20 protein-coding genes are annotated in these 23057 nt (G+C 68.9%); 3 read left to right on the top strand and 17 right to left on the bottom strand.

Going from position 1 to position 23057, the window contains the following annotated elements; genetic code table 11:
• Positions 1-35: 35 nt before the first annotated feature.
• Positions 36-926, bottom strand: a complete 891-nt coding sequence (locus WMF39_RS09640) for an NAD-dependent epimerase/dehydratase family protein (protein ID WP_437745238.1) — start codon at positions 924-926, stop codon at positions 36-38.
• A 373-nt stretch (positions 927-1299) separates the two neighbouring features.
• Between WMF39_RS09640 and WMF39_RS09635 the strand changes: the two genes are divergently transcribed.
• Positions 1300-2790: a protein kinase domain-containing protein gene (locus tag WMF39_RS09635; RefSeq protein WP_437745237.1), complete on the top strand. Its 1491-nt coding sequence runs from the start codon at positions 1300-1302 to the stop codon at positions 2788-2790.
• 216 nt (positions 2791-3006) lie between these two features.
• Here WMF39_RS09635 and WMF39_RS09630 read toward each other — a convergent pair whose 3' ends face one another.
• Complete coding sequence (locus WMF39_RS09630; RefSeq protein WP_437745236.1) at positions 3007-4515, bottom strand: phenylacetate--CoA ligase family protein; 1509 nt, start codon at positions 4513-4515, stop codon at positions 3007-3009.
• Positions 4516-4619: 104 nt separating this feature from the next.
• Entirely contained in the window at positions 4620-5648 is a 1029-nt protein-coding gene (locus tag WMF39_RS09625) for an NAD-dependent epimerase/dehydratase family protein (protein ID WP_437745235.1), read from the bottom strand.
• Positions 5649-5810: 162 nt separating this feature from the next.
• Here WMF39_RS09625 and WMF39_RS09620 point away from each other — a divergent pair, with 162 nt between their 5' ends.
• Entirely contained in the window at positions 5811-6806 is a 996-nt protein-coding gene (locus WMF39_RS09620; protein WP_437745234.1) for an ATP-binding protein, read from the top strand.
• 37 nt (positions 6807-6843) lie between these two features.
• On the opposite strand, the gene WMF39_RS09615 is transcribed toward WMF39_RS09620, so the two are convergent.
• Together WMF39_RS09615 and WMF39_RS09610 are read right to left on the bottom strand one after the other, a co-directional pair.
• Positions 6844-7446 carry a hypothetical protein gene (locus WMF39_RS09615; RefSeq protein ID WP_437745233.1) on the bottom strand — a complete coding sequence of 201 codons (603 nt, stop codon included), beginning with the start codon at positions 7444-7446 and terminating at the stop codon, positions 6844-6846.
• On the bottom strand, positions 7443-8207 hold the full coding sequence (locus tag WMF39_RS09610; RefSeq protein ID WP_437745232.1) for a thiamine phosphate synthase: 765 nt from the start codon (positions 8205-8207) through the stop codon (positions 7443-7445). The genes WMF39_RS09615 and WMF39_RS09610 overlap by 4 nt, the downstream gene beginning before the upstream one ends.
• A gap of 122 nt (positions 8208-8329) precedes the next feature.
• Between WMF39_RS09610 and WMF39_RS09605 the strand changes: the two genes are divergently transcribed.
• A complete protein-coding gene (locus WMF39_RS09605; RefSeq protein ID WP_437745231.1) occupies positions 8330-9796 on the top strand; it encodes a hypothetical protein in 1467 nt (488 codons plus the stop codon).
• Between the two features lie 63 nt (positions 9797-9859).
• On the opposite strand, the gene WMF39_RS09600 is transcribed toward WMF39_RS09605, so the two are convergent.
• The 12 genes from WMF39_RS09600 to WMF39_RS09545 all read right to left on the bottom strand — a co-directional run bounded on the left by WMF39_RS09600 (position 9860) and on the right by WMF39_RS09545 (position 22315).
• Positions 9860-11422 carry an acyl-CoA carboxylase subunit beta gene (locus tag WMF39_RS09600; RefSeq protein ID WP_437747959.1) on the bottom strand — a complete coding sequence of 521 codons (1563 nt, stop codon included), beginning with the start codon at positions 11420-11422 and terminating at the stop codon, positions 9860-9862.
• 37 nt (positions 11423-11459) lie between these two features.
• On the bottom strand, positions 11460-12245 hold the full coding sequence (locus WMF39_RS09595; RefSeq protein WP_437745230.1) for an enoyl-CoA hydratase/isomerase family protein: 786 nt from the start codon (positions 12243-12245) through the stop codon (positions 11460-11462).
• Positions 12242-13171, bottom strand: a complete 930-nt coding sequence (locus WMF39_RS09590) for a 3-keto-5-aminohexanoate cleavage protein (RefSeq protein WP_437745229.1) — start codon at positions 13169-13171, stop codon at positions 12242-12244. The genes WMF39_RS09595 and WMF39_RS09590 overlap by 4 nt, the downstream gene beginning before the upstream one ends.
• A 24-nt stretch (positions 13172-13195) precedes the next feature.
• The gene (locus WMF39_RS09585) at positions 13196-13684 is read right to left on the bottom strand and encodes a MarR family winged helix-turn-helix transcriptional regulator (protein ID WP_437551312.1); all 489 of its coding nucleotides are present in this window, start codon (positions 13682-13684) and stop codon (positions 13196-13198) included.
• Between the two features lie 50 nt (positions 13685-13734).
• Positions 13735-15105, bottom strand: coding sequence for an STAS domain-containing protein (locus tag WMF39_RS09580; protein WP_437745228.1), 1371 nt, complete (start codon positions 15103-15105; stop codon positions 13735-13737).
• A gap of 34 nt (positions 15106-15139) precedes the next feature.
• Complete coding sequence (locus tag WMF39_RS09575; protein ID WP_012234416.1) at positions 15140-15550, bottom strand: hypothetical protein; 411 nt, start codon at positions 15548-15550, stop codon at positions 15140-15142.
• A 34-nt stretch (positions 15551-15584) separates the two neighbouring features.
• Complete coding sequence (locus tag WMF39_RS09570) at positions 15585-16076, bottom strand: ATP-binding protein (protein ID WP_231864758.1); 492 nt, start codon at positions 16074-16076, stop codon at positions 15585-15587.
• A complete protein-coding gene (locus WMF39_RS09565; protein WP_437745227.1) occupies positions 16076-17065 on the bottom strand; it encodes a PP2C family protein-serine/threonine phosphatase in 990 nt (329 codons plus the stop codon). Before WMF39_RS09565 ends, WMF39_RS09570 begins: the two co-directional genes overlap by 1 nt.
• 48 nt (positions 17066-17113) lie before the next feature.
• Positions 17114-18031, bottom strand: coding sequence for a slr1658 superfamily regulator (locus WMF39_RS09560; protein ID WP_012234413.1), 918 nt, complete (start codon positions 18029-18031; stop codon positions 17114-17116).
• A gap of 24 nt (positions 18032-18055) precedes the next feature.
• The gene (locus WMF39_RS09555; RefSeq protein ID WP_437745226.1) at positions 18056-20440 is read right to left on the bottom strand and encodes a PP2C family protein-serine/threonine phosphatase; all 2385 of its coding nucleotides are present in this window, start codon (positions 20438-20440) and stop codon (positions 18056-18058) included.
• An 82-nt stretch (positions 20441-20522) separates the two neighbouring features.
• The gene (locus WMF39_RS09550) at positions 20523-21686 is read right to left on the bottom strand and encodes a methyltransferase domain-containing protein (protein ID WP_437745225.1); all 1164 of its coding nucleotides are present in this window, start codon (positions 21684-21686) and stop codon (positions 20523-20525) included.
• Positions 21687-21757: 71 nt separating this feature from the next.
• Positions 21758-22315: a hypothetical protein gene (locus WMF39_RS09545; RefSeq protein WP_437534412.1), complete on the bottom strand. Its 558-nt coding sequence runs from the start codon at positions 22313-22315 to the stop codon at positions 21758-21760.
• Between the last annotated feature and the right edge of the window lie 742 nt (positions 22316-23057).

Genomic DNA, 23057 nt, shown 5'->3' with positions numbered 1-23057 from the left:
GCCGCGCGGCGGTTCACCCGCGATGCCAGCGCGGCTCACCCGCGGTGCCGCACGGCGCGCTCACTCGCTGCGGGGGCCGGCGCCTCGGCCTCGACGGCCAGGCACGCCTCGAACCCCTCGATGTAGCTCGGGTAGAGCAGCGCCATCCCGAGGGCGCGCTTGATCTTCGCGTTGTCCACGGCGCGATCGTGGCGGAGCGTCTCGTGCAGATCCTCCCGCGGCGCGCCGGCCGGCAGCGCGAGGCCGAGCCGCGCGCAGAGCCAGCGGACGACCTCGATCTGCGGCACGGGCGCGTCGTCCGCGACCAGGAAGGCCTCGCCGGGGGCGGCGCGCTCGACGCGCTCCAGCGCCGCGAGCGCGAGGCGCGCGAGGTCCTCGACGTGGATGCGCGAAACGACGTTCCTGCCCTGCCGATCGCCCTCGCCGGTCATGCGGAAGTCGCCGCGCAAGAGCCGCTGGTGCAGGCCGCGGCCCGGGCCGTAGATCCCCGCGGCGCGCAGCACCACGGCGCCGCGCGCGCGGTACACGTCCTCGGCCGCGAGGCGCGCCGCCGCGCGTGGGCCGTCGGCCGACGTGGGTGTCGCCTCGTCGATGCGCCCCGTCGCGTCGCCGTACACGGCGGTCGACGAGACGTACGCGATCGCGCGCGCGCGGCGGAGCGAAGGCGCGATCGCGGCGTCGGTCGCGCCGTCGGGCGGGAAGGCGACGAGCACGTCCGCGCCGTCGGTCACGAGCCGGTCGACGGCCTCGGCGGTGAGCGCCGGGAGGACGCTCACCTCGATGCCCGCCTGCGCGAGCTCCGCGGCGCGCTCCGGCGAGCGCGTCGTCGCGACGACGCGGCCGCCGGACGCCCTCCGCAGGCCGGCGACCACCGCGCCGGTGAAGCCGCAGCCGAGGACGATGAGCGGGGGGGAGGTGTTGCGCATGAGTTCTGGGCGACGCTTCTACCAGCAAGCGCGAGAGGACGCCTCCGCGGCGCGAGAGCGCTGCCGGCCGCGCCCGAGGTGCACCGAGGCAACGGCCGACGTGGCGCGCGGCGACGCTGGCCGGAGGGGCCGGGCAACGACCAGGCGAAGAGGCTGAGCGAGCGCGGCGAGCACGTCTCCGCGCTGGCATCGTGGCCCCTCGATCTCGCAGGTCGACGGCCCGCGCCCCGGGGCCCCGCCCCGGCCGCTTCCAGGGCCGGGGCGGCGCGGAGCCAACGGAGGGTCGAGAGCCCACGCCGCGTCTGGTAGCCTGGTCGGCGGGGAGCGGGCGGCCGGGACGCAGCGTGCTCGCCGCAGCGACGCTCCTCTGCGCATGGCGGTCCACGTCTTCATCTCCTACGCCCCCGCGGATCGGTCGCACCTCGAAGCGCTCGAGGCGCACCTCGCCTCCCTGAAGCGGCAGGGCCTGGTGAGCACCTGGCACCGCGGCCGGATCGGCCCAGGCGCGATGCGCGACGAGTCGATCGCGGCGGAGCTCTCCTCCGCCGAGGTGGTGCTGCTGCTGGTGAGCGAGGCGTTCCTCGCCTCGGACAGCTGCTACGAGCGGGAGCTCGGGCGAGCGCTGGAGCGGCATCGCAGCGGGGCGGCGCGCGTGGTGCCCATCCTGGTGCGCGCGTGCGACCTGGAGGGCACCGCTCTTTCGGAGCTCCAGGCGCTGCCGCGGGACGGCGCGGCGGTGACGAGCTGGGCCAACCTGGATGAAGCGTGGAGGGATGTCGTCCGAGGCATCCGCGCGACGGTGGAAGAGGCCGCTGCGAGCGCGCAGCCGGAGGCACCGGTCAAGAAGCCAGAGCCGCCCAGAACGTTCGCCTCGACCCTGCGCGAGGCCGAGGACGCGATCCGCGCGATCGACAAGAGGCTTGCGGCAGCGCAGCAGCGCAGGGTGAAGCTCCAGGCCGCGTGCGCGAGCACCGCGGAAGTGGACGGGGAGATCCTCGACCTCCGGCGTAAACGCCGGGAAGGCGGCCAGCTGCACGTGGGCGAGGAGCTCGGCGAAGGCCGCTATCTGCTGCTCGAGCGGATCGGTCGAGGGGGGTTCGCGACCGTGTGGCGCGCGCTCGACGCGGGGCGGGGCGACCTGCCCGTGGCGATCAAGGTGCTGCACCCGAACCTCGCGGGCGACGAGATCCGCCGGGAGCGGTTCTTCCGGGGAGCGCGCGCGATGGCTGCGCTCGACCACCCCGGCGTGGTGCGCATGCTCGATCCCAAGGGCGAGGACAGCGGCTGGCACTACTTCGTGATGGAGCTCGTCGATGGCGAGGACGTGCACAGCGCGGTCATCGGGAAGCGGCTGCCAGCAGAGCGGGTGATACCGATGCTCCTCAGCGCTGGAGAGGCGATCTCGTTCGCCCACGGGCAGGGGCTCGTGCACCGGGACGTGAAGCCGGCAAACATCCTGCTCGACGCGGACGGGCTGCCCCGGATCACGGACTTCGATCTGGTCTGGGCGCGCGACACGACGGGCGGCACGAGGAGCGGCGCGCTGGGGACGTTCCTCTATGCGGCGCCGGAGCTCATGCACCGCCCGCACGAGGCGGACGCGCGCGCAGACGTGTACGGGCTCGGCATGACGGCGGTGTTCTGTCTGCACGGAGCGGAGCTGCCACCGATCATGATGCGCTATCCGGGGCGGGTGCTGGAGCAGCTTCCGTGCAGCGATGCGGTGAGGAAAGTGCTGGAGCGAGCAATCGAGTTCGAGGCATCGGAGCGATTTCCCGACGTAGCGGCGTTCTGTTGGGCGCTCCTGGACGCGGTTTCCACCGCCCTCCCCCCGCCGGCGGACGAGGTCGAGGCCGATCCCTGACATCGGCCTCCTTCTCTCCCATAGGCGTCAACCGGGCTTCGCCCCATGTCGTCCACGTGGACAGGAATGCGTGACGGCCGCCGACATTCACGCTCGGCCCTATGGCCTTGCCACGAAACATGAACACAGCCCGGCCCGGCCGCAGGCCGAGGTGATCCAGGCACAGTACAGGAATTGTGCAGAGAACGACGCGAGGTGCCTGTACCGCTTATGCACTCACCCACCCGGCTTTCTCGTATACCGGTGCTTCACCCCGAGCGGGAAGTACTCCGGATCCCCCGCCGCCCGCAGCGTCACCCGCGGCGCCCGCTTCCCGGCCGGCACGTAGCTCCTGAACTCGCTGTTCAGCCGGACGAGGTGCTCCTCGATCGACCGCGCCGCCGCCTCGCGCCGCGCCTCGCTCTCCCCCTCCCCCGGCGCGAGCTCGACCACCACCGAGAGGTACGCATCTCTGTCCGCGCCCTCGCGGACTTCCAGCACGAACTTTCCGGTCACCCACTCCTTCACGCCGGGCTGCTCGATGCCCACGACCACGTTCTCCGGATAGATGTTCGCCCCGAAGTACGACACCGTGAAATCCGAGCGCCCGAACACATGGACGAACGGGAGCTCCCTGGCCCCACGCTCCCCGTCGAGCTCCCGCCGCGGGTCGAAGCCGAAGCCGGCCAGGGCCGCCATCATCTCCGCGTGTGAAGTGACGCCCCCGCTGTCGAGGATCGCATAACGGACGAGCGGGACGCCGTTGTCGCCCGAGAACAGGAGCATCCCCTCGCGCTGCTCGAAGAACCGCTCCGCGGGGTCGTACTGCACCAGCGTCGGGAGCCGGTCCTGCCCGAAAAGGGCGCGCGCGGCGTCCGGCCTCCCCGCGAGGAACCGGCGGATCGCGACGCTGAGCGGCGTCTCGTTGCCCAGCACGCCAGCGTCCGCCGTCCCGTACAGCGAAGCCGAGTCGTAGCAGGGCGACGCCGACCCGACGCGCTCGCCGACCAGGGTCCGCCACTCCTCGCTGAACACCTCCCCGGCCATCACGAGCTTGATCCGGAAAGGCGCCCAGTCGACGCCCCGGGCCCGCCCCGTGTCGATGACATCCTTCAGGAACGGCGGATAGCCGAGCAGGACGACCTGCTCGAACGCCGGCCCCAGATCCTGCACGACGCGGAAGATCTCGTCCTTGTTGTTGCCCGGCGTGACGACCGTGATCGGATACCCCTTCGCCGCGAGGTGACGGCAGCACGCGGCGGTGTACATCCCGCCGACCCACGAGCCGAGCGCGAAGCACACGACCGCGAGCGTGCGGCGCGTGTCGGCCCGGAAGCCGTCGTGGAACACCTGCTCGAAGCGCCGGGCGACCGGGAGCTCGTCCGTGACGGAGCGGGGCCAGAACGTCGGCTTTCCGGTCGAGCCAGAGGAGACCGCGATCATGTCGCACGGCTCGACCCGCCCCCCGCGGCAGAGATCCGCGATGGGGTGCCTGAGCACGTAGTTCTGCTTCGTGATCACCGGCAGCGCCGCGAAATCCGCGGGCGTCCGGATCGCCGCCGGGTCCACGCCGTGCTCCGCGAGGAAGCGGCGGTAAGCAGGGACAGCGGCGGCGACCTCGTGGAACAGCGCGAGCGCGCGCTCGGCCGGATCGGCCTCACGGTGCCGCGACAGCGCCGCGTCGAGCGGCGTGCTCAGGAAGGCGTCGATGGCCGCCAGGACCCGCTTGGGTTGCACATCCTGCATCGCGAGATCTCCCTCCGTCCGATGTTCGCAGGAACGCAGGAGCCGGTCCAACGCCCGCCTGCCTTCCTCCCCCTCGCCTCGCGGGCGAAAGCGCCCGCGCAGGGTCAGCGCCCTCCACCGCCCACCGCGCCGGCGAGCTCCGCCGCGAGCGCGATCTCCTCGGCGCGCTTCTCGTAGCCGTCCGGCGGCTCGGGACGCGGGTTCGCGAGCAGCGACGTGATCACCGTCTCCAGCCAGCGCCGGAGCGGCGTGTGCTGGAAGCCGAGCTCCGCCCTCGCCTTCGCCGGATCCAGCATCGACATCCAGCGGTCGCTGAACGGCGACATCGCGACCGGATCGATGCCGCGGGCCCTGATCGCCGCCGACGGGATCGGTGCGAGCCGCGCCGGCGCGCCGAGCAGCGAGGCGATGAGCTCGAGCAGCTCGGTGAGCGTCGGCGTCTCGTCCATGCAGAGGTTGTACGCCTCGCCGAAGGTCGACGGCACGAGGAGCAGCTTCACGATCGCCCTGACGACGTCACCGCTGTAGACGTGCCGCACCGCGTGTCCGCCGCCGTCCGGGACGAGCAGCGGACCGCCGTCGAGCATGCGGACGATGTACCGATCGAGGCGGCGGTAGGGATCGCGCTCCCCGTTCACCATCGGGATGCGCAGGACGGTCGCGGGGAAGCGATCCCTCTGCCAGGCGGCGGCGATCTCCTCCTCGCAGCCGCGCTTGTTCACGCCGTAAGACCACGCCTCACGGTCCTCTTCGCCCGCGGGCTCAGGGAGGAGCGCGCCGTGGTAGTCGCGCTCGCGCGACGGCCGCGGGCACGCCTCCCGGACGAGGTACACCGAGCCGGTGCTGATCATCACGTAGTGGCCGATGCGCCCGCAGCCGAGCGCCTGGGCCGCCGCGCGGCCGTCCGCGGCCGTGTACGCGGTGAAGTCCACCGCGGCGTCGAACTCGCGACCTCCGAGCGCCTGCGCGAGATCGCCGGCCGCGCGATCGCAGCGGACCCGCGCGACGCGATCGCCGAACGCGTCGGGCGTCGCGCCGCGGTTCAGGAGCGTGACCTGGTGGCCCGCCGCGAGCAGGCGATAGACCAGGAAATGACCCATGAATCGAGTGCCGCCGAGCACGAGGACGCGCATGCGCGGCAACCTATCACCGCCGCGCGCAATGACGATGACGAGGACGCCATCACGCGCGGGAATGAAGAAGAAGACGCGCGGGAAGGAAGCCGCCGCCGGGCGGCCTCGCGCGCGGCGCGGACCGGGACCAGGTCGACCCCCGGTCGTGCTAGATAGCGGGCCGTGCCGTTCTCCCACATCCTCGGCCAGGACACCGCGGTCGGCACGCTCGTGCGCGCGCTCGAGGCGGGCCGCGTGCACCACGCCTACCGCTTCGAGGGCCCGCCGGGCGTCGGCAAGGAGCTCGCGGCCGTCGCCCTCTCCCAGGCGCTCGTCTGCACCGGGGGCGACCCGCTCGGCTGCGGGCGCTGCGACGCGTGCCGGCGCGCGGCCGCGCGCTCCGACGGGCGCCCCGCGGCGCCGCTCCATCCCGACGTGCAGATCGTCGCGAAGAACTTCTACCCCGCCGCCGTCATCGGCCGGAGCCGCGACGAGCTGACCGAGATCTCGGTCGATCAGGTCCGCGCCATCGTGCTCGCCCGCGCCGCCTACCCGCCCCACGAGGGGCGCGCTCGGGTGTTCATCGTCCGCGACGCCGAGGACCTCAGCGTCGGCGCCGCGAACGCGTTCCTCAAGACGCTCGAGGAGCCGCGGCCCGGCACCCACTTCATCCTCTTGACCTCGCGCGGCGATCGCCTGCTCAACACGATCCGCTCGCGCACCCTGCCCGTGCGCTTCGCCCCGCTCTCCGAGGCCCTCATCCGCCGCGTCCTCCGCGATCGCGGCGTGCCCGAGGGGCGGCACGACCTCGCCGTCGAGCTCGCCGCCGGCAGCGCGTCCACGGCGCTCGATCTCGCGGACGAGGAGCAGACCGCCTCGCGCGACGCCTTTGTAAAGGGTGTCCTCGAGGCCGCGGCCGCCCGGGACCTCGGGCCCGCCGTCGCGTTCGCCGAGTCGGTGGACCGCGACAAGGGCGCCCTCAAGGACGACCTCCGCGCGCTGAGCGCCGCGCTCGCCCGCGAGGCCCGCGCCGCGGTCGCGTCCGATCCGCGCCACGCAGGCCTGTCGGCCCGGCGTTACGCGGCGGTCTCCCGCGCCGTGGCGCAGCTCGAGCGCAACGCCTCGCCGAGCCTCGCGATGGCGTCGCTGATCGCGGAGCTGCGCAGCGTCGTCGGCTGACAGGCGCCGCGCGCCCACGTGGCCGCGCGGGCCGGCGTCAGCCCTCGCCGCCTCCGCCCAGCCGCTCGTATCCGCCGTCCTCGATGCGCCGCCCGGCCCACGCGTGGATCCGCCCCTCGCTGGCGAGCACCACGGCCGCGTCGCGCCCGGGGCCGTCGTAAAGGGCGATGATCCCTGCGTCGCCCACGGGGGGCGCGCCCTGCCCGCACCGCTCGAGCGCCGCCGGCAGCCGCGCCCGCCGCCGCATGGTCGCGCCCGCGATCTCGAGCGTCGCCGGCGGCTCGTCCGGCGAATCGGCCGCCGCCGGCGCGAGCCACAGGATCTCGCGCCGAGGCGCGGGGAAGGCCACGACCGCCCCGTGCGCGCCGCCCTCGGGCGCGAGGAACACCGCGGCGACGATCTCGCCCCGCTCGCGCGCGACGATCGCGCCCGAGAGCCAGCGCTCCTCGCTCCCGGCGAGGACCACGTCGCCGAGCGCGAACGGCAGCTCGTGCCACGGCGCGTCCCCCGGGGGCGCCGCCGGCGCGTCTCCCGCGCGCTCGCCGCCGTTCCCTCCCGGCGCCTCCCGCTCGCGGCGCGACGCCATGTAGCCAACGGTCGCGGCCACCGCGGCGGCCGCCGCGAGCAGCGTGAGGCTCATCGCGCGCCCCCGTCCACCGGCGCCGCGCGCGCGCCCGCCAGCGCGAGCGCCTGCGAGAGCGCCTGCTGGAGCGCCCGCGCCCGCGCGCTCACCTCCTCGAGGGCGCGCGGCGCGGGCGTGCCCTGATCCGGCAGCAGCGCGGCGATGATCGCGGCGGCGGAGCAGCGCGCGCCCACCTCGGCCGCCCTTTCCAGGGAGATGCCGCCGATCGCCACGACCGGGAGCCCGGGACGCACCCGCTCGACCATGGCGCACAGCGACGCGAGCCCCTCGAGGCCGACCACGGCGTCGGGGCGCTCCTTGCTCGAGGTCGCGAAGATCGGCCCGATGGCGACGTAGTCGAGGCGCTCGAGGGAATCGCCGGAACCACCGGCATCGCGGAGCTCGCTCGACGCCCGCAGCGCGGCCTCGATCTGCGCGGACGTGTGGGTCGAGAGCCCGACGCGCAGCGGGACGGAAGCGCGCTGCGCCAGCCTGCGCACCGCGGCCACCGGGAGGTCGTCCTGGCCGACGTGCACGCCGTCGCAGCGGGCGAGGATCGCGAGATCCGCCCTGTCGTTCGCGAACAGCGGCACCCCCGCGCGCGCGGCCAGGAGCTGGATCGCGCGGAGGAGCGAGAGCGTCTGGGCCGCCCCGCCCCGCTTGTCGCGCAGCTGGATGGCCGCGGGGCGCGCGTCGAGGACGGCCTCGGCGAACGCCGCGGGATCGAGCCCGCGGCGCGCGAGCGAGTCGGTGTCGACGATGGCGTACAGGCCGCGCATGACCACGCTTCGAGCGATGGGAGAGCGCCCGGGCGCTCCAGAGGAGGCCAGGCTCGCTGGCTACGCTAAGGTTGACGCCCCCGGAAAGAAAGCGGAAGCGTTCGCTCCCGAACGGATCCTCCATGCGCACACGTCTCGTCCGGATCGCCTGTCTGTTCACCTCGATCGCTCCTGCTGCAGCGGCCGTGATGGGGCTCGCGTCGAGCCCTGCGCCCGCGCTCGCGGAGGAGAAGTCGAGCCCCGCGCAGCAGAGCGAGGGGCCGGGCTCCGCCGTGCCAACGGAGGGGCCGAAGGCTGGCGCGGCCCCGCCGCCTGCAGGGAGCAAGGTCGCCGCGCCCAAGGCGAGCGTCGGCGCGCCCAAGACAAACGCGAAGAAGAAGGCGCCCGAGTCCCCGCCGCTGCCGCCTTCGCCGGCGCGCCTGTGGCTCATCGCGCCATCGCCTCACGGGCCCTGGACGTTGCGGATCGACAACGAAGGGGAGCGGCCGATGCGCATCCCGGCGGACGTGCGGCTGCTGCGCCTGGAGGTCGACACGCTGAACAAGCGCGCGAAGAAGACGGTCCGCTGCGCCGCGCCCGCGGGGCTCAAGCCGAGCGGCTTCCCGGAGCGGCGCGCGCTGCTGCTGGCGCCCGGTCAGTCGTACATGGAGCATTTCGACCCGCGCCTGCTCTGCTTCGGCAAGGACGAGGCGGCGCTCGCCGGCGGCTCGGTGGTGAGGACCTGGTACGGCTGGGGTCCTCCGCCCAAGTGGTCGAAGAAGCCGCCGGCGGCGCCGTTCGCTGCGGAGTCGACGGACGATCCGCCGGCGTTCGCCCCTGCGCCCGGCCTCGCGGCGCCCACCGTCGTGCTGAGCTACGGCCTACCCCCCAAGGAGGCCGCCGCGAACGATGCGGGCGGCGCCGAGCCAGCCTCTCCGGTGGACGAGACGGCTCAGCCTCCGGGCGACAAGGCTGCTCAACCCAGGGACGAGAAAGCGGCCCAGACGTCCGCGGACAGGCCAGCTGGCGAGTCCCCGGAAAAGCGTGTTCCGTCGGACAAGAGCCACAGCGCCGGTCCGCCGATCAAGCCGATCGTGGACGCCAACGCGCCTCGCCTGGAGCTCACGAGCGAACCCTGGTCCGACGCGGCGAGCCCTCGCTCGATCGTCGTCCGGGTGAGCGCCAAGAACGCTGGCAGGCGCGCAATGACCGTCGCCATCCGGTCTCGGATGCTCGAGTTCCACGTCGCCGGCCCGAACGGCGAGACGAGTTGCGCGGCGGCCCCGCCGACGGGGGCGATCCCGCGCGATCTCTTCAGGACGCTGAAGCCCGGCGCATCAGCCGACGTCTCGCTCCTCCTCCGGGAGGTCTGCCCCGCCGACACGTTCAACCGCGAGGGCCTCTACGAGGTCACGGCCACGCTGCACGCGAACGAGCCGGGCAGCGAGCTCGGCCTGGACGCGTACACCGCCGTCGTCCCCGCCAAGAACACGACGCTCCTTCGCGTGAAGAGCGCTCCCGAGCCGTTCTACGCGGCCGCGCCGCGAGCCGTGCCGACGCCCAAGCCCGAGGCCAGCCAGGCGTCGGAACACGAGGCTCACGACGAGTAACGACAGGGATGCGCCGGCGCGCGGCTGGGACACCCTGAGGCCGAGCACCCCGTCCCTGGCTCCCTACACCGGCAGGATCCCCCGCTTCTTCTCCGGCCGCTCCACCCGCTTCTTCCGCGCGAGCTCCAGCCCCCACGCGATCGCCCTCCGCGTGTCCCGCGGATCGATCACGTCGTCGATGAGGCCCCAGCCGGCGACCTTCATCACGTCGATGTTCTTCTGGATCGCGTCGACCATCCCCTGCTTCACCTCCGGCGGCGGCGGCGCGTCACCGAACATCTTCCTCGCCGCGATCCCGAGCATCCCCTCCGGCCCCATCACGCTGATCTCGGCGGTCGGCCAGCCGACAATGAGGTCCGGCTCGTACGCGCGCCCGCACATCACGTAGTAGCCCGCGCCGTACGCCTTGCGCACGACCACCGTGATCTTGGGCACGGTGGCCGCCGCCATGACGTGCAGCATCTTCGCCCCGTGGCGGATGATCCCCTCGTGCTCGACCTTCGAGCCGATCATGAAGCCCGGCACGTCCTGCAGGAACACGAGCGGGATGTTGAACGCGTCGCAGATCTGCATGAAGCGCGCGGCCTTGTCCGACGCGTCCACGTCGAGGATGCCGCCCATCTGGGTCGGCTGGTTGGCCACGACGCCGACCGGCTGGCCGCCGATGCGCGCGAGGCAGGTGATGATCGACCGCGCCCACCGCGGCTTCAGGTCGAACCGCTCGCCGTGATCGACGATGGCGTCGATCAGCTTCAGCATGTCGTAGGCGCGCCGCGGGCTCTCCGGCAGGAGGTCGAGCAGCGACTCCTCCCGCCGGTCGATCGGATCCGTGATCGGCAGGCGCGGCGGCTCCTCGTCGCAGCTCGAAGGGAAGAACGACAGGTACCTCTTCACCGCGGCGATGCACTCGGCGTCGCTCGGGTACTCCGCGTCCCCGACGCCGCTCTTCGTCGCGTGCACCTTGCTGCCGCCGAGCTCCTGCTCGGAGATGTCCTCGCCCGTCATCGCGCGCACGAGCGCGGGGCCGCCGAGCGCCAGCGAGCCGACGTCCTTGACCATCGGCACGAAGTCCGCGAGCCCCGGGATGTACGCCGTGCCCGCGGCGCCGGGCCCCACCATGGCCGCGACCTGCGGCACGACGCCGCTCATGTGCACCTGCTCGCGGAACAGGTGCCCAGAGCCGGCGAACAGCGAGATGCTGTCCGGGTGCATCGAGCCGGGATCGATGCGCGCCCCGCCCGAGTCGATGAACCACACGATCGGCCAGCGGCCGCGGAGCGCCATCTGCCGCAGGCGGGTCACCTTCTCCTCACCCGTCTGCCCGATGCTGCCGCCCTTCACGGTGAAGTCGTACGCCGCCGCGCAGACCATCCGCCCGTCGACCTTGCCGAACCCGCAGACCACCGCGTCCGCCGGCGGCCGGTCGCTCCCGTCCGGCCCGGCCGCGAGCCCCATCTGCGTGCCGTGCATCCCCACCTCGAAGTGCACGCCGTCGTCGAAGAACGCCGCGAGCCGCTCCCGCGCTGTCATCTTCCCGCGCGCGTGCTGCTTCGCCACGCGCTCCTCGCCGCCCATCCGCCGCACCTGCTCCCGGCGGGCCTCGAGGTCCTTCACGAGCTCTCGCATGTTCACGGGCCACCTCTCCCTGCGCGCCCCGGCGCGCCTACTTGCCCGACCAGCGGGGCTTTCGCTTCTCCAGAAAGGCCAGGAGCCCTTCCCGCGCGTCGTCCGTCGCGAGGCAGCCGGCGAGCCGCTCGCGCAGCAGCGGCAGCGCCGACTCGAGGTCGAGATCATCCTGCGCCGCGAACGCCTCGAGGCCGAGGCGCACCGCGATCGGGCTCTTCGAGGCGATGGCGGAGGTCACCTCGTCGACCGCGGCGTCGAGCGCGCCCGGCTCGACCACCTTGTTGAGGAGGCCGCACTGCGCGGCCTCGTCGGCGTCGAGGCGCTGCCCGAGGAGCATCATCTCCAGCAGCTTGCGCCGGCTCACGTGCCGCTGGAGCACCGCCATGATCATCATCGGGAACAGGCCGACGTTGATCTCCGGCGTCCCGAGCTTGGCGCCGCGGGCGCCGATCGCGAAGTGCGACGCCGCGACGAGCCCGAGCCCGCCGCCCAGCGCGTGCCCGTTCACCCGCGCCACGATCGGCTTGCTCGAGTTCGCGAAGGCGAGCAGGAGGTCCGCGTAATCGCCCTTCATCTCGGGCGGCGGCGCCCCCTCGGCGCCCGCGATCTGCGCGAAGTCCCCGCCCGCGCAGAACGCGTCGCCCGCGCCGGTCAGGACCACGCAGCGCACCGTCTCGTCCGCCGCGCCCGCCGCGAGGGCGTCGAGGAGCTCGCTCACCATCGCCGGCCCGATCGCGTTCTTGCGCCACGGGTTGTTCAGCGTGAGCCGGAGGACGCCCCCCGCGGAAAAGGCCTGGATGACCGTGTACGCGCGCTCCGTCACGAGGCCGCCCCTCCTGCCGCGCCGTCGTCGCGCAGGCCCAGGATCTGCCGGGTTTCCTCGACCGTCGCTGGCCTGCGGCCGACGTCGCGCACCATGCGCACGGCCACCTCGCAGAGCTCTCCGTTGCTGCGCGCCATCTCGCCGCTCGGCAGGTAGAAGTGGTCCTCGAGCCCGCACCGCACGTTGCCGCCGAGCACGAGCGCCGCCGCCAGCATCCTCCACTGCCCGTGGCTGATCCCGATCACCTCCCACTCCGAGCCGGGAGGCATGATCCTGGTCTGGAGCTGGAGCGACTCCACGTGCGCGGGGATGCCGCCCAGCACGTTGACGATGAACGAGAACTGGAGCGGGGGTTTGAGGAGCCCCATGTCGACGAGCGGCCAGGTGCCCTGGGTGTGCCCTGTATCGAAGCACTCGAGCTCGGGCTTCGTCCCGGCCTCGTTCATTGCGTTGAGGAGCTTGCTGATCTTCGCGTACGTGTTGGGAAACACCATGTCGAAATCGAAGGTCTTCCGCGCGCGCGAGTACTTCGAGTAGTTCATGGTGCCCATGTTGAGCGCCGCGATCTCGGGGCGGCTCTCCCGGAGGGTCGCGCACTGCTCGCTCACGTCGTCGAGGAGGGTGCCCGTCGAGAAGTTCAGGATCACCGGGCAGCGCTGGCGCACCTCGTCCTTGATCCGCGCGAACACGGCCGGAGAGAACGTCGGTGATCCGTCGTCGTTGCGCGCGTGGATGTGCACCGCCGCCGCCCCTGCGTCATAGGCCCGCTTCGCCTCCTCGGCGATCTCGACCGGCGTATAGGGGATGGCGGGGCATTGCTTGCGGCCGGCGAGCACCCCTGACAGCGCGCAGGTCACCACGCAGATATCGGGATCTCGTCCGTTCGGATCCCTCGGTTCCCCGGTGAACGTCGGCTTCTCTCTCATGCCCCCTGCCTCCCTTTCGCGTCCTCAGCGCCGTCGCTCTTCTTCTGTCCGGCTCTGTCCGACCCGCGAGACCACCTGTTTCTGCAGCTTCGTCAGGATCCGGAGCAGATCGCGCAGATCGGTCGAGCTCAAGCTCAGCAGCGCGCTCCGGAAGATCTCCATCGGTTCGACCTGGATCTCGCGGGCGAGCCGCGCCCCCTTCTCGCTGAGCCGGATGTGGACGACGCGCCGGTCGGCCTTCGAGCGTTCGCGGCGGACGAGCCCCTCTCGCTCCATGCGATCGACGATCCCGGTCACCGTGCTGTTCTGCGCCCGGATGCGCTCCGACAGCGTGGACAGCGAGAGATCCTGGAACGACTCGAGCAGCTTGAGGATGGTGAGCTGTGGCCCGGTGAGGCCGAATCCGCTCGCCATGCCCTTCGTGAGCCTGCGCGACTCCGTGTAGAGATAGATGATCATCTCCACGATGGCGTCGATCTCCGGCCTCTCGGGCGGCGGCAGGGTCGCTGTCACGATGCTTCGTGTACGAAATATTCGGTCCCCGGGGGAGGCGCAACCTGGATCTACCGCCGTCCCCGCCGCCGCTTCTCTGACCCCCGGTCTGCCCGGAGCTCCCGGATGCACCACCTCAGCGCCTCCTGGAGGTCCCGATGCACCTGGACGGACGAGAGCTCGACACCGAGCGACGAGGCCGTCTGCGCCACCTGCGGCTGGACTCCGGCCACGACCCCTTGCGCGCCGAGCAGCTCGATCGTCTGGAGCATGCTGATGAGGTGCTGCGCCGTCGTGGAGTCGACCTCTTCGACCCCCGTCACCTCGACGATCGCGTAGCGCGACTTCGTCTCGACGATCGTGCGCAGCAGCTTCTCCGTGATCTCTGTCGCCCGGTGGCGATCGATGCTGCCGACGAGCGGCAGCACGAGCACGCTGTCCCAGACCTGGATGATCGGCGTCGACAGCGTCTCGATCGCGGACTCCTGCCGCGAGATCACCGCGCGCATCGACTCCTGCTGCTCGACCACCTCGCGCAGCGACTCCTCGGCGCGCATGCGCTCCAGCGTGATCGCGAACATCTCGCCGATGACCTGGAGCAGCGCCCGGACGCTCTTGTCCCACGCGCGGGTGGATCGCACCGCGTCGAGCCCCACGACGCCCACGAGCCGCCCCGCGTACGCTGCAGGCATCCGGACGAGCGAGGCGATCCCGAGCTCCGCGAAGGCACGCCGCTCGCTCGCTGCCTCATCCGGCAGGTCGGCCACGCGCGGCACGTCGCACACCTCGAGGCGGAACAGCCGCTCGACGAGCCACGGATACACGTCCCTGGACACGACTCCCCGCTCCGCGCGCAGCGACGGCACCCCGTCGGCGCACCACTCGTGCGTGTTCAGGAACCGCCGCCCGTCCTCCGCGAGGAGGAACAGGCTCGTCCTGTCGGCGCGCAGCGCCTTGCCGAGCTCCGCGAGCGCAGATTGGAAGCCGCGGTCGACGTCCGAAAGCTTCACGTTGATGAAATGGGCCGAGATCGACGCGACCAGCATCTTCGTCTCGATCCGCTGCATCAGCGCCCGCTCGAGGCGCTTCTGCTTGCCCACGTTGCGCGCCCACCCGTACACGAGCCCTTCGCTCGGCACCGAGAGCATCGACCACGACAGCCAGACGTAGAGGCCGCTCCTGCTCCTGCACCGGTTCTCCAGCCCGAGCGTGACGGGCCCCTGGAGGAGCCGATCCATCTGCTCCCTGGTCGCGACGACGTCGTCCTGGTGCACGAGATCGAGGAGGCTCCGGCCGACGAGATCCTCGGTCCCCAGGCCGAGCGTCCGCTCCCAGGCGCCGCTCACGCGCAGGAACGATCCATCGCTCCGCAGAACACACAGCGGATCGGGACAGACAGCGAAGAACCTCTCTACGTCCGCTTCGTTCGCAGGTGTGTCCATCGCCGGTCGCCTTACCCAGCCCACACCCCCACGCCTAGGTCTCCTTGACGTCCTCGAACGTCGTCCGCGCGGCCACGTGCTCCTCGTTCAGGTTGAGCAGGATGGGCAGCGTCTCGTGCTGCCAGTCATCGTCGAGGATCCGCCGCACGGTCACCCGGCCGGGCACCAGGTTGTACACGGCGTCCACGATATCCATGATGACGTAGAAGCCGTTCGAGTTGCAGAACCGCATCTTCACGAAATCCATCACCGTGGACGTGATCGGGTGCTGCGGGAGGACTCGAGCCAGCTCGTCCAGGTAGCTCGACAGGTACCGGTACGGGTTGTCGATCCGGATAGCGCCCTCGAAGGTCAAAACGAGGCGGTTGTCGTCATCGAGCCGGGCGACCGACTGAAAGACGCTCAGCCCGCCATCCGTGATTTCGCCATAGCTGAGAGCCTTCATACGCGACCTTTCGTGAAAAACATACGCAGCCTTTTCAAGGGAAAGTAGCCTGGACGACGAGGATTCCATCGACGTACTGCGTCGAGAGATGGAATTTGTTCTCGGCGGTCAACCGAATGAGCCCTAGACCGCCCCTGCGTCGATCGTTGCGCCGCTCGCGCACCGTCCTGGCAAAGAGCTCTCTCGGGTCCTCCGCGGCGAAGATCTCGTCGAATACCGCCTTGACGGTCCGGTACTCTTCCGGCGTAACGCGGTTGGATACCTTGATGAGCAATCGATCCGGATCGATGCTCAGATCGAGCCGCACCTCGCTCTCACGCTCGGTCCCGTGCTGGAGCACGTTGGTGACCAGCTCCGTGACCACCACGTTGACCTTCTGGCAGATCCGTCTGGGATAGAACCTCACCAGAAGCGCGTCCAAAAAGTTCGCAAGCAGGCCGGCCACGTCGCCCGTGATGTGATCGATCGGAGAGATATATATCGATGCACCGACCGACGTCTGCGAATGATTCTTCTCGGGCTTCATCAGGCGCACCTTCGCAGGATGATCAGTGTGATGTCGTCGGCGTCCGCCACCCGGAACCGCGTGTAGTCCTCGATGCACCGGTCGAGGATCACCTGCACCGGTTCCTCGCTGTGCTTGACGACGATTTCGTTGAGACGTTGCACGGAATATATCTCCCCGCTCGCGTCCTGGGCCTCGAACATCCCGTCTGTGTACAAGGCGAGGACGTCATCCTCCTCGAACGGCAGCTCGAACTCGTGAAATGGCTTGATGCGCAGACCGATAAAGTTGCTCACCCGGTTGAACGAGCGAGGCGTGCCGCGACGGACCAGGAGCCCGTACCCTCCGCCCGAGACGTAGCGGAGGAATCGGTCAGTAAACATGACAAAGTTCACCGTCGCGTACCGGCGAACCTCCCGCAGGAACGAGTAAGCGCTCCGGTTCACCCAGTCCACGATCGCCCCAGGGCTATCTAGCCGCTTGGTAGCGTGGGCGAACTGCGCCTTCAGAAACGCCATGATGAGCGCCGACGATACTCCGTGACCTGAGATATCGTAAACCCCTATCGCGTGGCGCTCGCCGGGAAGGTAGAAGAAGTCGTAGTAGTCTCCTCCGACCTGGGCGAGCTGCTTGTGGAAGATGGCCATGTCGAAGGACGAGGCGATGGCCCCGCTCGCCTCCGGAAGCAGGGCGCGCTGGACCTGCCGCGCCACCGCGAGGTCGTCGTCGATGGCCCGGTTGTACCCTTCGAGCTCGTTCTCGATGCTGGTCGCGTGTTCCAGGATCGCCTCGTGCACCAGGGAGAGGTCGTCGAAGTCGAGCTTCAGCTTGTCGACGTACTCCAGCAGCGCGTTGCAGCGCTCCATGAAGTCTGTGAAGTTCCCCTCCTCGCGGAGCAACGTGTTCCACGCTTGCCGCTCCTTCACGATCGCCCTGATGGCATCCAGATTGCTCTGCTTCTGCAGGAAGCCTCTGGAGTGCATCGAGCTGATGTCCTTGGGTGCAGTCATGGCTCGACCTGGACGCGATTCGGGTTGGACGGAAGAACCCATCCGATCTCAATCACAGAGTATCATCTCGAAGTTCTGATTGAACTTCTTGAGGTTGGGCAGCGACTTCCCCTGCCACGGGATGGACTTCGACCCGCGGACGATGAGCTGGAGCTCACCCTTCTTCCGGGTGGCGATCGCGAACTTGTAGAGGACGTTGATCCCTGAGCTGTTCAGGAAGTTCAGCGCCCTGACGTCGAGTGTGATGGTGGGAGGGTTCGTGGCCAGGACCTTGTCGAGCAGCTCCTCGATGGGGGCGTACTCGGTGGTGCCGCCAAGACGAAGGATTCCTTCCAGGTACACCACCACCTCAGAGGGATCGTACCAAACCCGATAGTTACCACCCTTGATTTCCATTCTCGACCTTTCATTCAAAATAGGAATCCTGGCCATCGTCTTGATGCTGAAGCTGTTGACCGAGATCGGATCCAGCTTCCAACCAAGACTGACACCGTAATCATTCATGATGATGAGATACCCGAGCCCCGACCCGGCGTTCTCCGCGTCCTCGGCGTTCGCCTCCGCCTGTCGACGCAGGAGCTCCCCAGGGTCCTCCTGTGTGAGCTCTAGGAGCTTCTCACGAAGCGAGGGGACGGCGGCGTTCGTGATCTGGTTGCTGACGAGACACACCAGATCCTCACGCCCGATACCCACGGTCACGGTGATGTCACCGTGCTGATTGAACTTGACGGCGTTCTCAACCAGTTCGTTCAGAACGTACCCGATGGCGCCTGAGACCTCGTCTCGGCTGATGAGCCTGTCCTCGCCGTCTATCTCCGGAAAGAGCTCGCCGAAGTACTCGGCCATGAAATTGGCCGTCAGGTTACAAAGGCTCCATCTCACCGCGAACGAGTCGGGGTACAACGTCAGCGACATGTGTTCGCTGAACGAATCGTCTAAAGAGTAGACGCCGATGATTTCGCTCATGGTAATGCCCAGTCTCCCCCTTGCTCATACCCTCTTAATGACAAGTACAGTGATGTCATCATGGATTTTGTTGTAGCCTACGTGCGCCAAGACGTCCTCGATGATAGCGTCCTTGATCTCCCGCGAGGTTCTTTCGTGGTTTCGTGAGATCACCTGACACAGCCGGTCGATTCCGTACTGTTCCTCTGAAGAGTCCTCCGCCTCGGTGATGCCGTCGCTGAAGAGCGTCACGACGTCCCCGGGCTCCAGCTTCACCTCGATGCTACCGATGAAATCGCTGATATCCAGGTCGATGCCTATCGGCAACCCGAGCCCCATGGTCTCGACACGATCGAGGGTCCCGTCCTTCCGGACGATGATCAGATCCTCGTGCTGACCGGTGAGCTGGAGCCCGCCGTCGCTGTAGTCGAGCAGCGTCAAGGACAGGTTCTTGTCCGACCGGATGCGCTGGATGTTCTGGTAGATGACCTTGTTGACGATGCTCAGGAACTTCTTCGGATCCCGCTCGTTGGCCGCGAGCAGCGTCCGGACGGCCGTCTGGACCATGAGCATCAGCACGCCGCTCTCCAGCCCGTGGCCGGTGACGTCGCCGATGCCGATCTTGACGAGCCCGTCGCTCCGGAGCACGTCGTAGTAGTCCCCGCCGACCTCGTCGGCAGGAGCCATGTAGCCCGCGATGTCGAGGCCCGGGATCTCCTGGAGCTCGCTCGGCGCGGGGAGCACCATGAGCTGGAGCTGCCGCGCGACGTTCAGCTCGGCGCCGAGCCGGATGTTCTCCTGGGCGAGCTTCGCGTTCAGCTCGCTGATCTCCTCGTTCGCCTTCTCGAGGGCCCTCGTCCGCTCGCCGACGAGCTCTTCGAGGTTGTTCGTGTAGGCCTCGATCTCGCTCGCCATCTCGTTGAACGCGACGCCGAGCTGCCCGATCTCGTCCGCGGAGTTCACGTCGATGCGAACGCCGTAATCGCCCTCGCGCATCCGCGTCGCGCCGGTCGAGAGCGCGACCAGGGCGCCCGTCATCTTGCGGGAGATCAGGTAGACACCCAGCATGAGCACGAGGAACGAGGCGATCGTGATGAGGACCTGGGTCCCGACGATCACCGTCCTGCTCTTCTCGATGCTCTTCTGCGCCGCGAGGAGCGAGGCGTACATCTCCTTCTTCGGGACGACGAAGCCCATCGTCCACCGCTCCTTGGCCACGCGCGCGTCCGGCCCGGCCCAGCCGTTCACCGGCGCGAGCCGCTGGAGGGCGATGATGTACGTCTCGCCCGATATCACCATCTCCCGGTAGTCGACTTTATCATCGTTCGGAAGGACGATGCCAGACACCCCCGAGTCCTCGCTGTCCTTGAAGAACCGCTGCAGCATGCCGACGCCGGAGTTCTGACCGGCGCCCGCGTCCGTGCGCAGCCGCAGCGTCTTTGCGCCGAGCTCGTTGACCGCGAAGACGTTCCCGTCCGCCTGCGCCAGGAAGGCGAAGCCCGCGGTGGCCAGCTTGACGTCCTTGATCGAGGCGATGAGCTGCGCGAGCGTAAGGTCGAGCCCGACCGACCCCACCAAAGCTTTGCGGTCCTTCGCCCAGAGCGGATGGAACGCCGTCATCACGATGCCGCCGCCCGCCGCGTCGTCGTACGGCGCCGTGACCGTGGTCTGATCCGGGTGCGCGCTCAGCCCGGCGGGGTCCTTCGCCCACTCGTTCCAGCTCTCGGCCATGCCGGGGAAGAAGAACTTGTACCACCCCTGGTCGTTGTGCCCCGGATACAGCTTGTCGAAGGTCGACGCCATGTCCGTGTACGGCGTCAGCCGCACATACGGCTTGTCCTCAGGACCGATGTAATAGATCTGAAGCTTGTCGGCGCCGTACTTGCCGAACGAAGGCAGGATGAGATCCAGAAACGCGGTCTCGTTGACGGCCCGCTGGACCTCGGGCAGGATCGTCCCGTCCTTCCCCAGGTAGCCCCAGACGCTGACGACGCTCGGCTCGCTCGGATCGTTCTGGTACCAGTTCCCCTTCGGGTTGAACTTCATCTGATCGCGGAAATACGGGAAGTCGGCGGCCGTCCGCAGGAACGGGGCGACGTCCTCCTCGCGATCGATCACGGTCTGCAAGACGCCGGCGAGGGTCTGGAGGTCCCTGTACGCCTCGCCGAGCCTGAGGTTGACGTGAGTGGCCTTGTCCTCCAGGTGATTGGTGAGGTACTCGCGGTTCGCCGAGTTGAGGCCGGCCTCGATCTCCGCGGCGGCCTCGCTGCTCAGCCGGTGGATGCCTTGCCGCCCGACGACGACGTTCCACACGGCACCGAGCAGGACGCTCACGCCCGTCACGAAGATGATCTTGGTGCTGAACTTCCTGAACCTGAAGAGCAGGCTTTGAGGCCGCTGTTCGCCAGAGTTCCGAGGTTGAACGCTCACGGCTGGCAATCTCCTAACGGCACGGCCCTGGGCCACTCGATCGGCATCACGACGCGGCGGAGCATGACGACCCGGCCTCCCCTCACATGACCCGCATCGGCTTGCGGCCCGAGCCGGCGTAGATCGGCCACGAGGCGAGGCCGTGCGGGTGCGTGATGGCCGCCATGTGAGCGCGCAGCCCGGTGCTCAGCTCGGCGTGGTAGTCCGGCGGGGCGCCGGCGGTCCGGGCCATGTTGGCGGTCACCGAGATCCAGCACTCGACGACGCGCGCGAAGTCGAAGCAGTCCGTGTTCATGTTGTTGATGTCGATCAGGTTGACGCGGATGTCCTCGAGGCCGGCCTCCCCCAGGATCTGCCGCGTCTTTATCCCCGTATCGAGATCCATCCCGATCGACCTGCCGAGCTCGACGAACCGCTTGTAGGTCGCACGGATGAGGTCCTGCTCCGGATAGCCGTACGCGCACGACAGGAGCTCGTTCGTGATGTAGATCCGGCCGCCCGGCTTGCAGATGCGGTAGAGCTCCTGCATGATGCGCTCGGGCTGCGGAAAGACCTGGAGAGACAGACGGCAAGACACGAAGTCGAACGAGTTGTCCGGCAGGAGCAGCGCCGCGGCGTCCCCGTACTGATACTCGACGTTCTCCAGCCCGAGCCGCCGTATGTGGTCCTGCGCGTAGCGGAGCGCGGGCCGGGAGTGATCGACCCCGGTGACGTGCTCCGGCTTGAACTCCTTCTGGAGCAAGATCGCGAAGTCGCCGAAGCCGCACGCGATATCGGCGATCTTCATCCCCGGGTAGAGGCCGTGGTTCATCAGCCCCGTCTTCTCGTGCTCCCAGATGATGCGCTCCTGGAGGCGGAGGACGTCGATGAACTCGGCATCTTCGAGCATTCCCTGGCTCGGGTAGAACGCGACGTCGTAGATCTCGACGGAGACGCTCGAGTAGATCTCCGCGATGACCTGAAACTTGCGGATCGCCCAGGGGATGACGCTGGAGATGATCAGCCTGATCTTGAGGTTGGGACGCGCCTCGACGGCCCAACGGACAAACCTGTTGATCTCCAGGAATGCCACGTTGTTCATGTACTTGAGCCGCTTGAAGTCCAGGCAGAGCTCGCCGCTCGCGTTCTTGGCCGCGGTCTCCAGCGTGCCGCGGATGGCCCTCATCTGATCGGCACCGAACGGCCGCAGCATGCCCGAGAGCGCAACCTCCTGGTCGGTCTGGTCGACGCGCATGCTGAAGGTCACCTGCGAGCGCCACGAAGGGAGGCCGCTCGCAGACGAGGGCGGTACGGCGGATTCGCGACCGATCGGAGCTGTCATAGTTCTTCTACCTCAGTGAACGGGAACTGAATCGCCAGAAGGAGCCAGTCCCCGCTCGTGGGTTCGGAGATACTGAGCTTCGAGCCGTAGACGACCGCGAGTTCGAGCAGCCCGAGCGCCTGAGCGTCATCATCCGGAACGTCGTGCTCGAGCTGCTCTCGATACCAGGCCATCGGGTCCGGCTGATTGGCCAGCTGGACGGCGTGGTTGTAGAACTTGGCGCTCTGCTCGTTGATCGGGACCTCCGCCTCGACGAGGATATGGTTCTGCTTCTTGCGGAACCGCATCTTGATCTCGCCGGTGGAGCCGTGATTCCGGTATATCGCTTCCAGCAATTCGTTGAAGAACGTCGAGAGCAAGGTCGCGTGGCGCTCGGGGTCATCCTCATTGGCGCTCGCGTACCTCGCGAGGAAATTGGCTAGCTGATGACAGTGGTTCCACCGTTTACTGAAGCCACCGACCGAGAAGTTCGCGGAAATGACCATGCCGTCCGCCGGTAACGCGGGCGGCGGTCGCAAGGTCGGAGCTATGTCGGCCTGCTTGGAAACGGACATCAAAGCCTCGGGGGTTGGTTGACAAGTGAGGCACGAACGAGGTTACCCGGGTTCGGGGTGCCCCGTCGAGTGCATCGCGAGGTTTCCAGCGAGCGCCATCCGGGCCTTCACGCGGCAGAAACGTCAGCGACCGCCCGGGCGGTTGCACCAGGCATGCCACCGCGCGGTAGACTTTCTGTAATACAGCTCGCATTTATCGAAGATCACTGGTCTCATGACCAGGTGAACCGATGTAGGGCGCCGGCTGCTGGCCGACGGCTCCGTTCGGTCGTTTCGCGCATATCCGGGTGAAACGGGCTCCGCTTGCCTCAGCACGCGATGTTCGTGGGTCACCACGACAGGCAGACATTTTGTCCACAGAGCACCCGCGCCGGCGGCGCCATTTGTAATTCGCTACACATGTGCTCCCCGCTCGCCTCGGCGGGGCGCACAGTCGTTGACCATCAGACCATTTGGAGCAGCAGAAGAGAGGTAATCGAAAGTGCGTCGCTGCTGTCAACCCCTTCCTGCGCGCGGCGGAGGTGCGCTCAGGCATCGTGTGGTCCAGCGAGTCGCCGCGGGAGTGCGAGGAGATCCGTGCGCCCACCTACCACGTGGCCCATCGCGCGCCGGAGCCGAGTGCGTCTCTCGGGCGCGGATTCGGTATGCGGCCCTCTCGCGCGGGAGTCGGCGTCTCGAGGCAGCGCCGCGACGAGCCCCACGCCGGGCGAGCGCTCGCGGCTGGCGCCGGGTGTCGTCAGGC

Source organism: Sorangium sp. So ce1504 (assembly GCF_051521635.1).
Classification (GTDB): Bacteria; Myxococcota_A; Polyangia; order Polyangiales; family Polyangiaceae; genus Sorangium; species Sorangium cellulosum_B.
This window is presented reverse-complemented; position numbering and strand designations above follow the sequence as displayed.

Bases quoted from the DNA above. Each gene is read 5' to 3' on its own strand.
- WMF39_RS09640 (WP_437745238.1), bottom strand. From the start codon at position 926: ATGCGCAACACCTCCCCCCCGCTCATCGTCCTCGGCTGCGGCTTCACC.
- WMF39_RS09635 (WP_437745237.1), top strand. From the start codon at position 1,300: ATGGCGGTCCACGTCTTCATCTCCTACGCCCCCGCGGATCGGTCGCAC.
- WMF39_RS09630 (WP_437745236.1), bottom strand. From the start codon at position 4,515: ATGCAGGATGTGCAACCCAAGCGGGTCCTGGCGGCCATCGACGCCTTC.
- WMF39_RS09625 (WP_437745235.1), bottom strand. From the start codon at position 5,648: ATGCGCGTCCTCGTGCTCGGCGGCACTCGATTCATGGGTCATTTCCTG.
- WMF39_RS09615 (WP_437745233.1), bottom strand. From the start codon at position 7,446: ATGAGCCTCACGCTGCTCGCGGCGGCCGCCGCGGTGGCCGCGACCGTT.
- WMF39_RS09610 (WP_437745232.1), bottom strand. From the start codon at position 8,207: ATGCGCGGCCTGTACGCCATCGTCGACACCGACTCGCTCGCGCGCCGC.
- WMF39_RS09605 (WP_437745231.1), top strand. From the start codon at position 8,330: ATGCGCACACGTCTCGTCCGGATCGCCTGTCTGTTCACCTCGATCGCT.
- WMF39_RS09600 (WP_437747959.1), bottom strand. From the start codon at position 11,422: ATGCGAGAGCTCGTGAAGGACCTCGAGGCCCGCCGGGAGCAGGTGCGG.
- WMF39_RS09590 (WP_437745229.1), bottom strand. From the start codon at position 13,171: ATGAGAGAGAAGCCGACGTTCACCGGGGAACCGAGGGATCCGAACGGA.
- WMF39_RS09580 (WP_437745228.1), bottom strand. From the start codon at position 15,105: ATGGACACACCTGCGAACGAAGCGGACGTAGAGAGGTTCTTCGCTGTC.
- WMF39_RS09575 (WP_012234416.1), bottom strand. From the start codon at position 15,550: ATGAAGGCTCTCAGCTATGGCGAAATCACGGATGGCGGGCTGAGCGTC.
- WMF39_RS09570 (WP_231864758.1), bottom strand. From the start codon at position 16,076: ATGAAGCCCGAGAAGAATCATTCGCAGACGTCGGTCGGTGCATCGATA.
- WMF39_RS09565 (WP_437745227.1), bottom strand. From the start codon at position 17,065: ATGACTGCACCCAAGGACATCAGCTCGATGCACTCCAGAGGCTTCCTG.
- WMF39_RS09560 (WP_012234413.1), bottom strand. From the start codon at position 18,031: ATGAGCGAAATCATCGGCGTCTACTCTTTAGACGATTCGTTCAGCGAA.
- WMF39_RS09545 (WP_437534412.1), bottom strand. From the start codon at position 22,315: ATGTCCGTTTCCAAGCAGGCCGACATAGCTCCGACCTTGCGACCGCCG.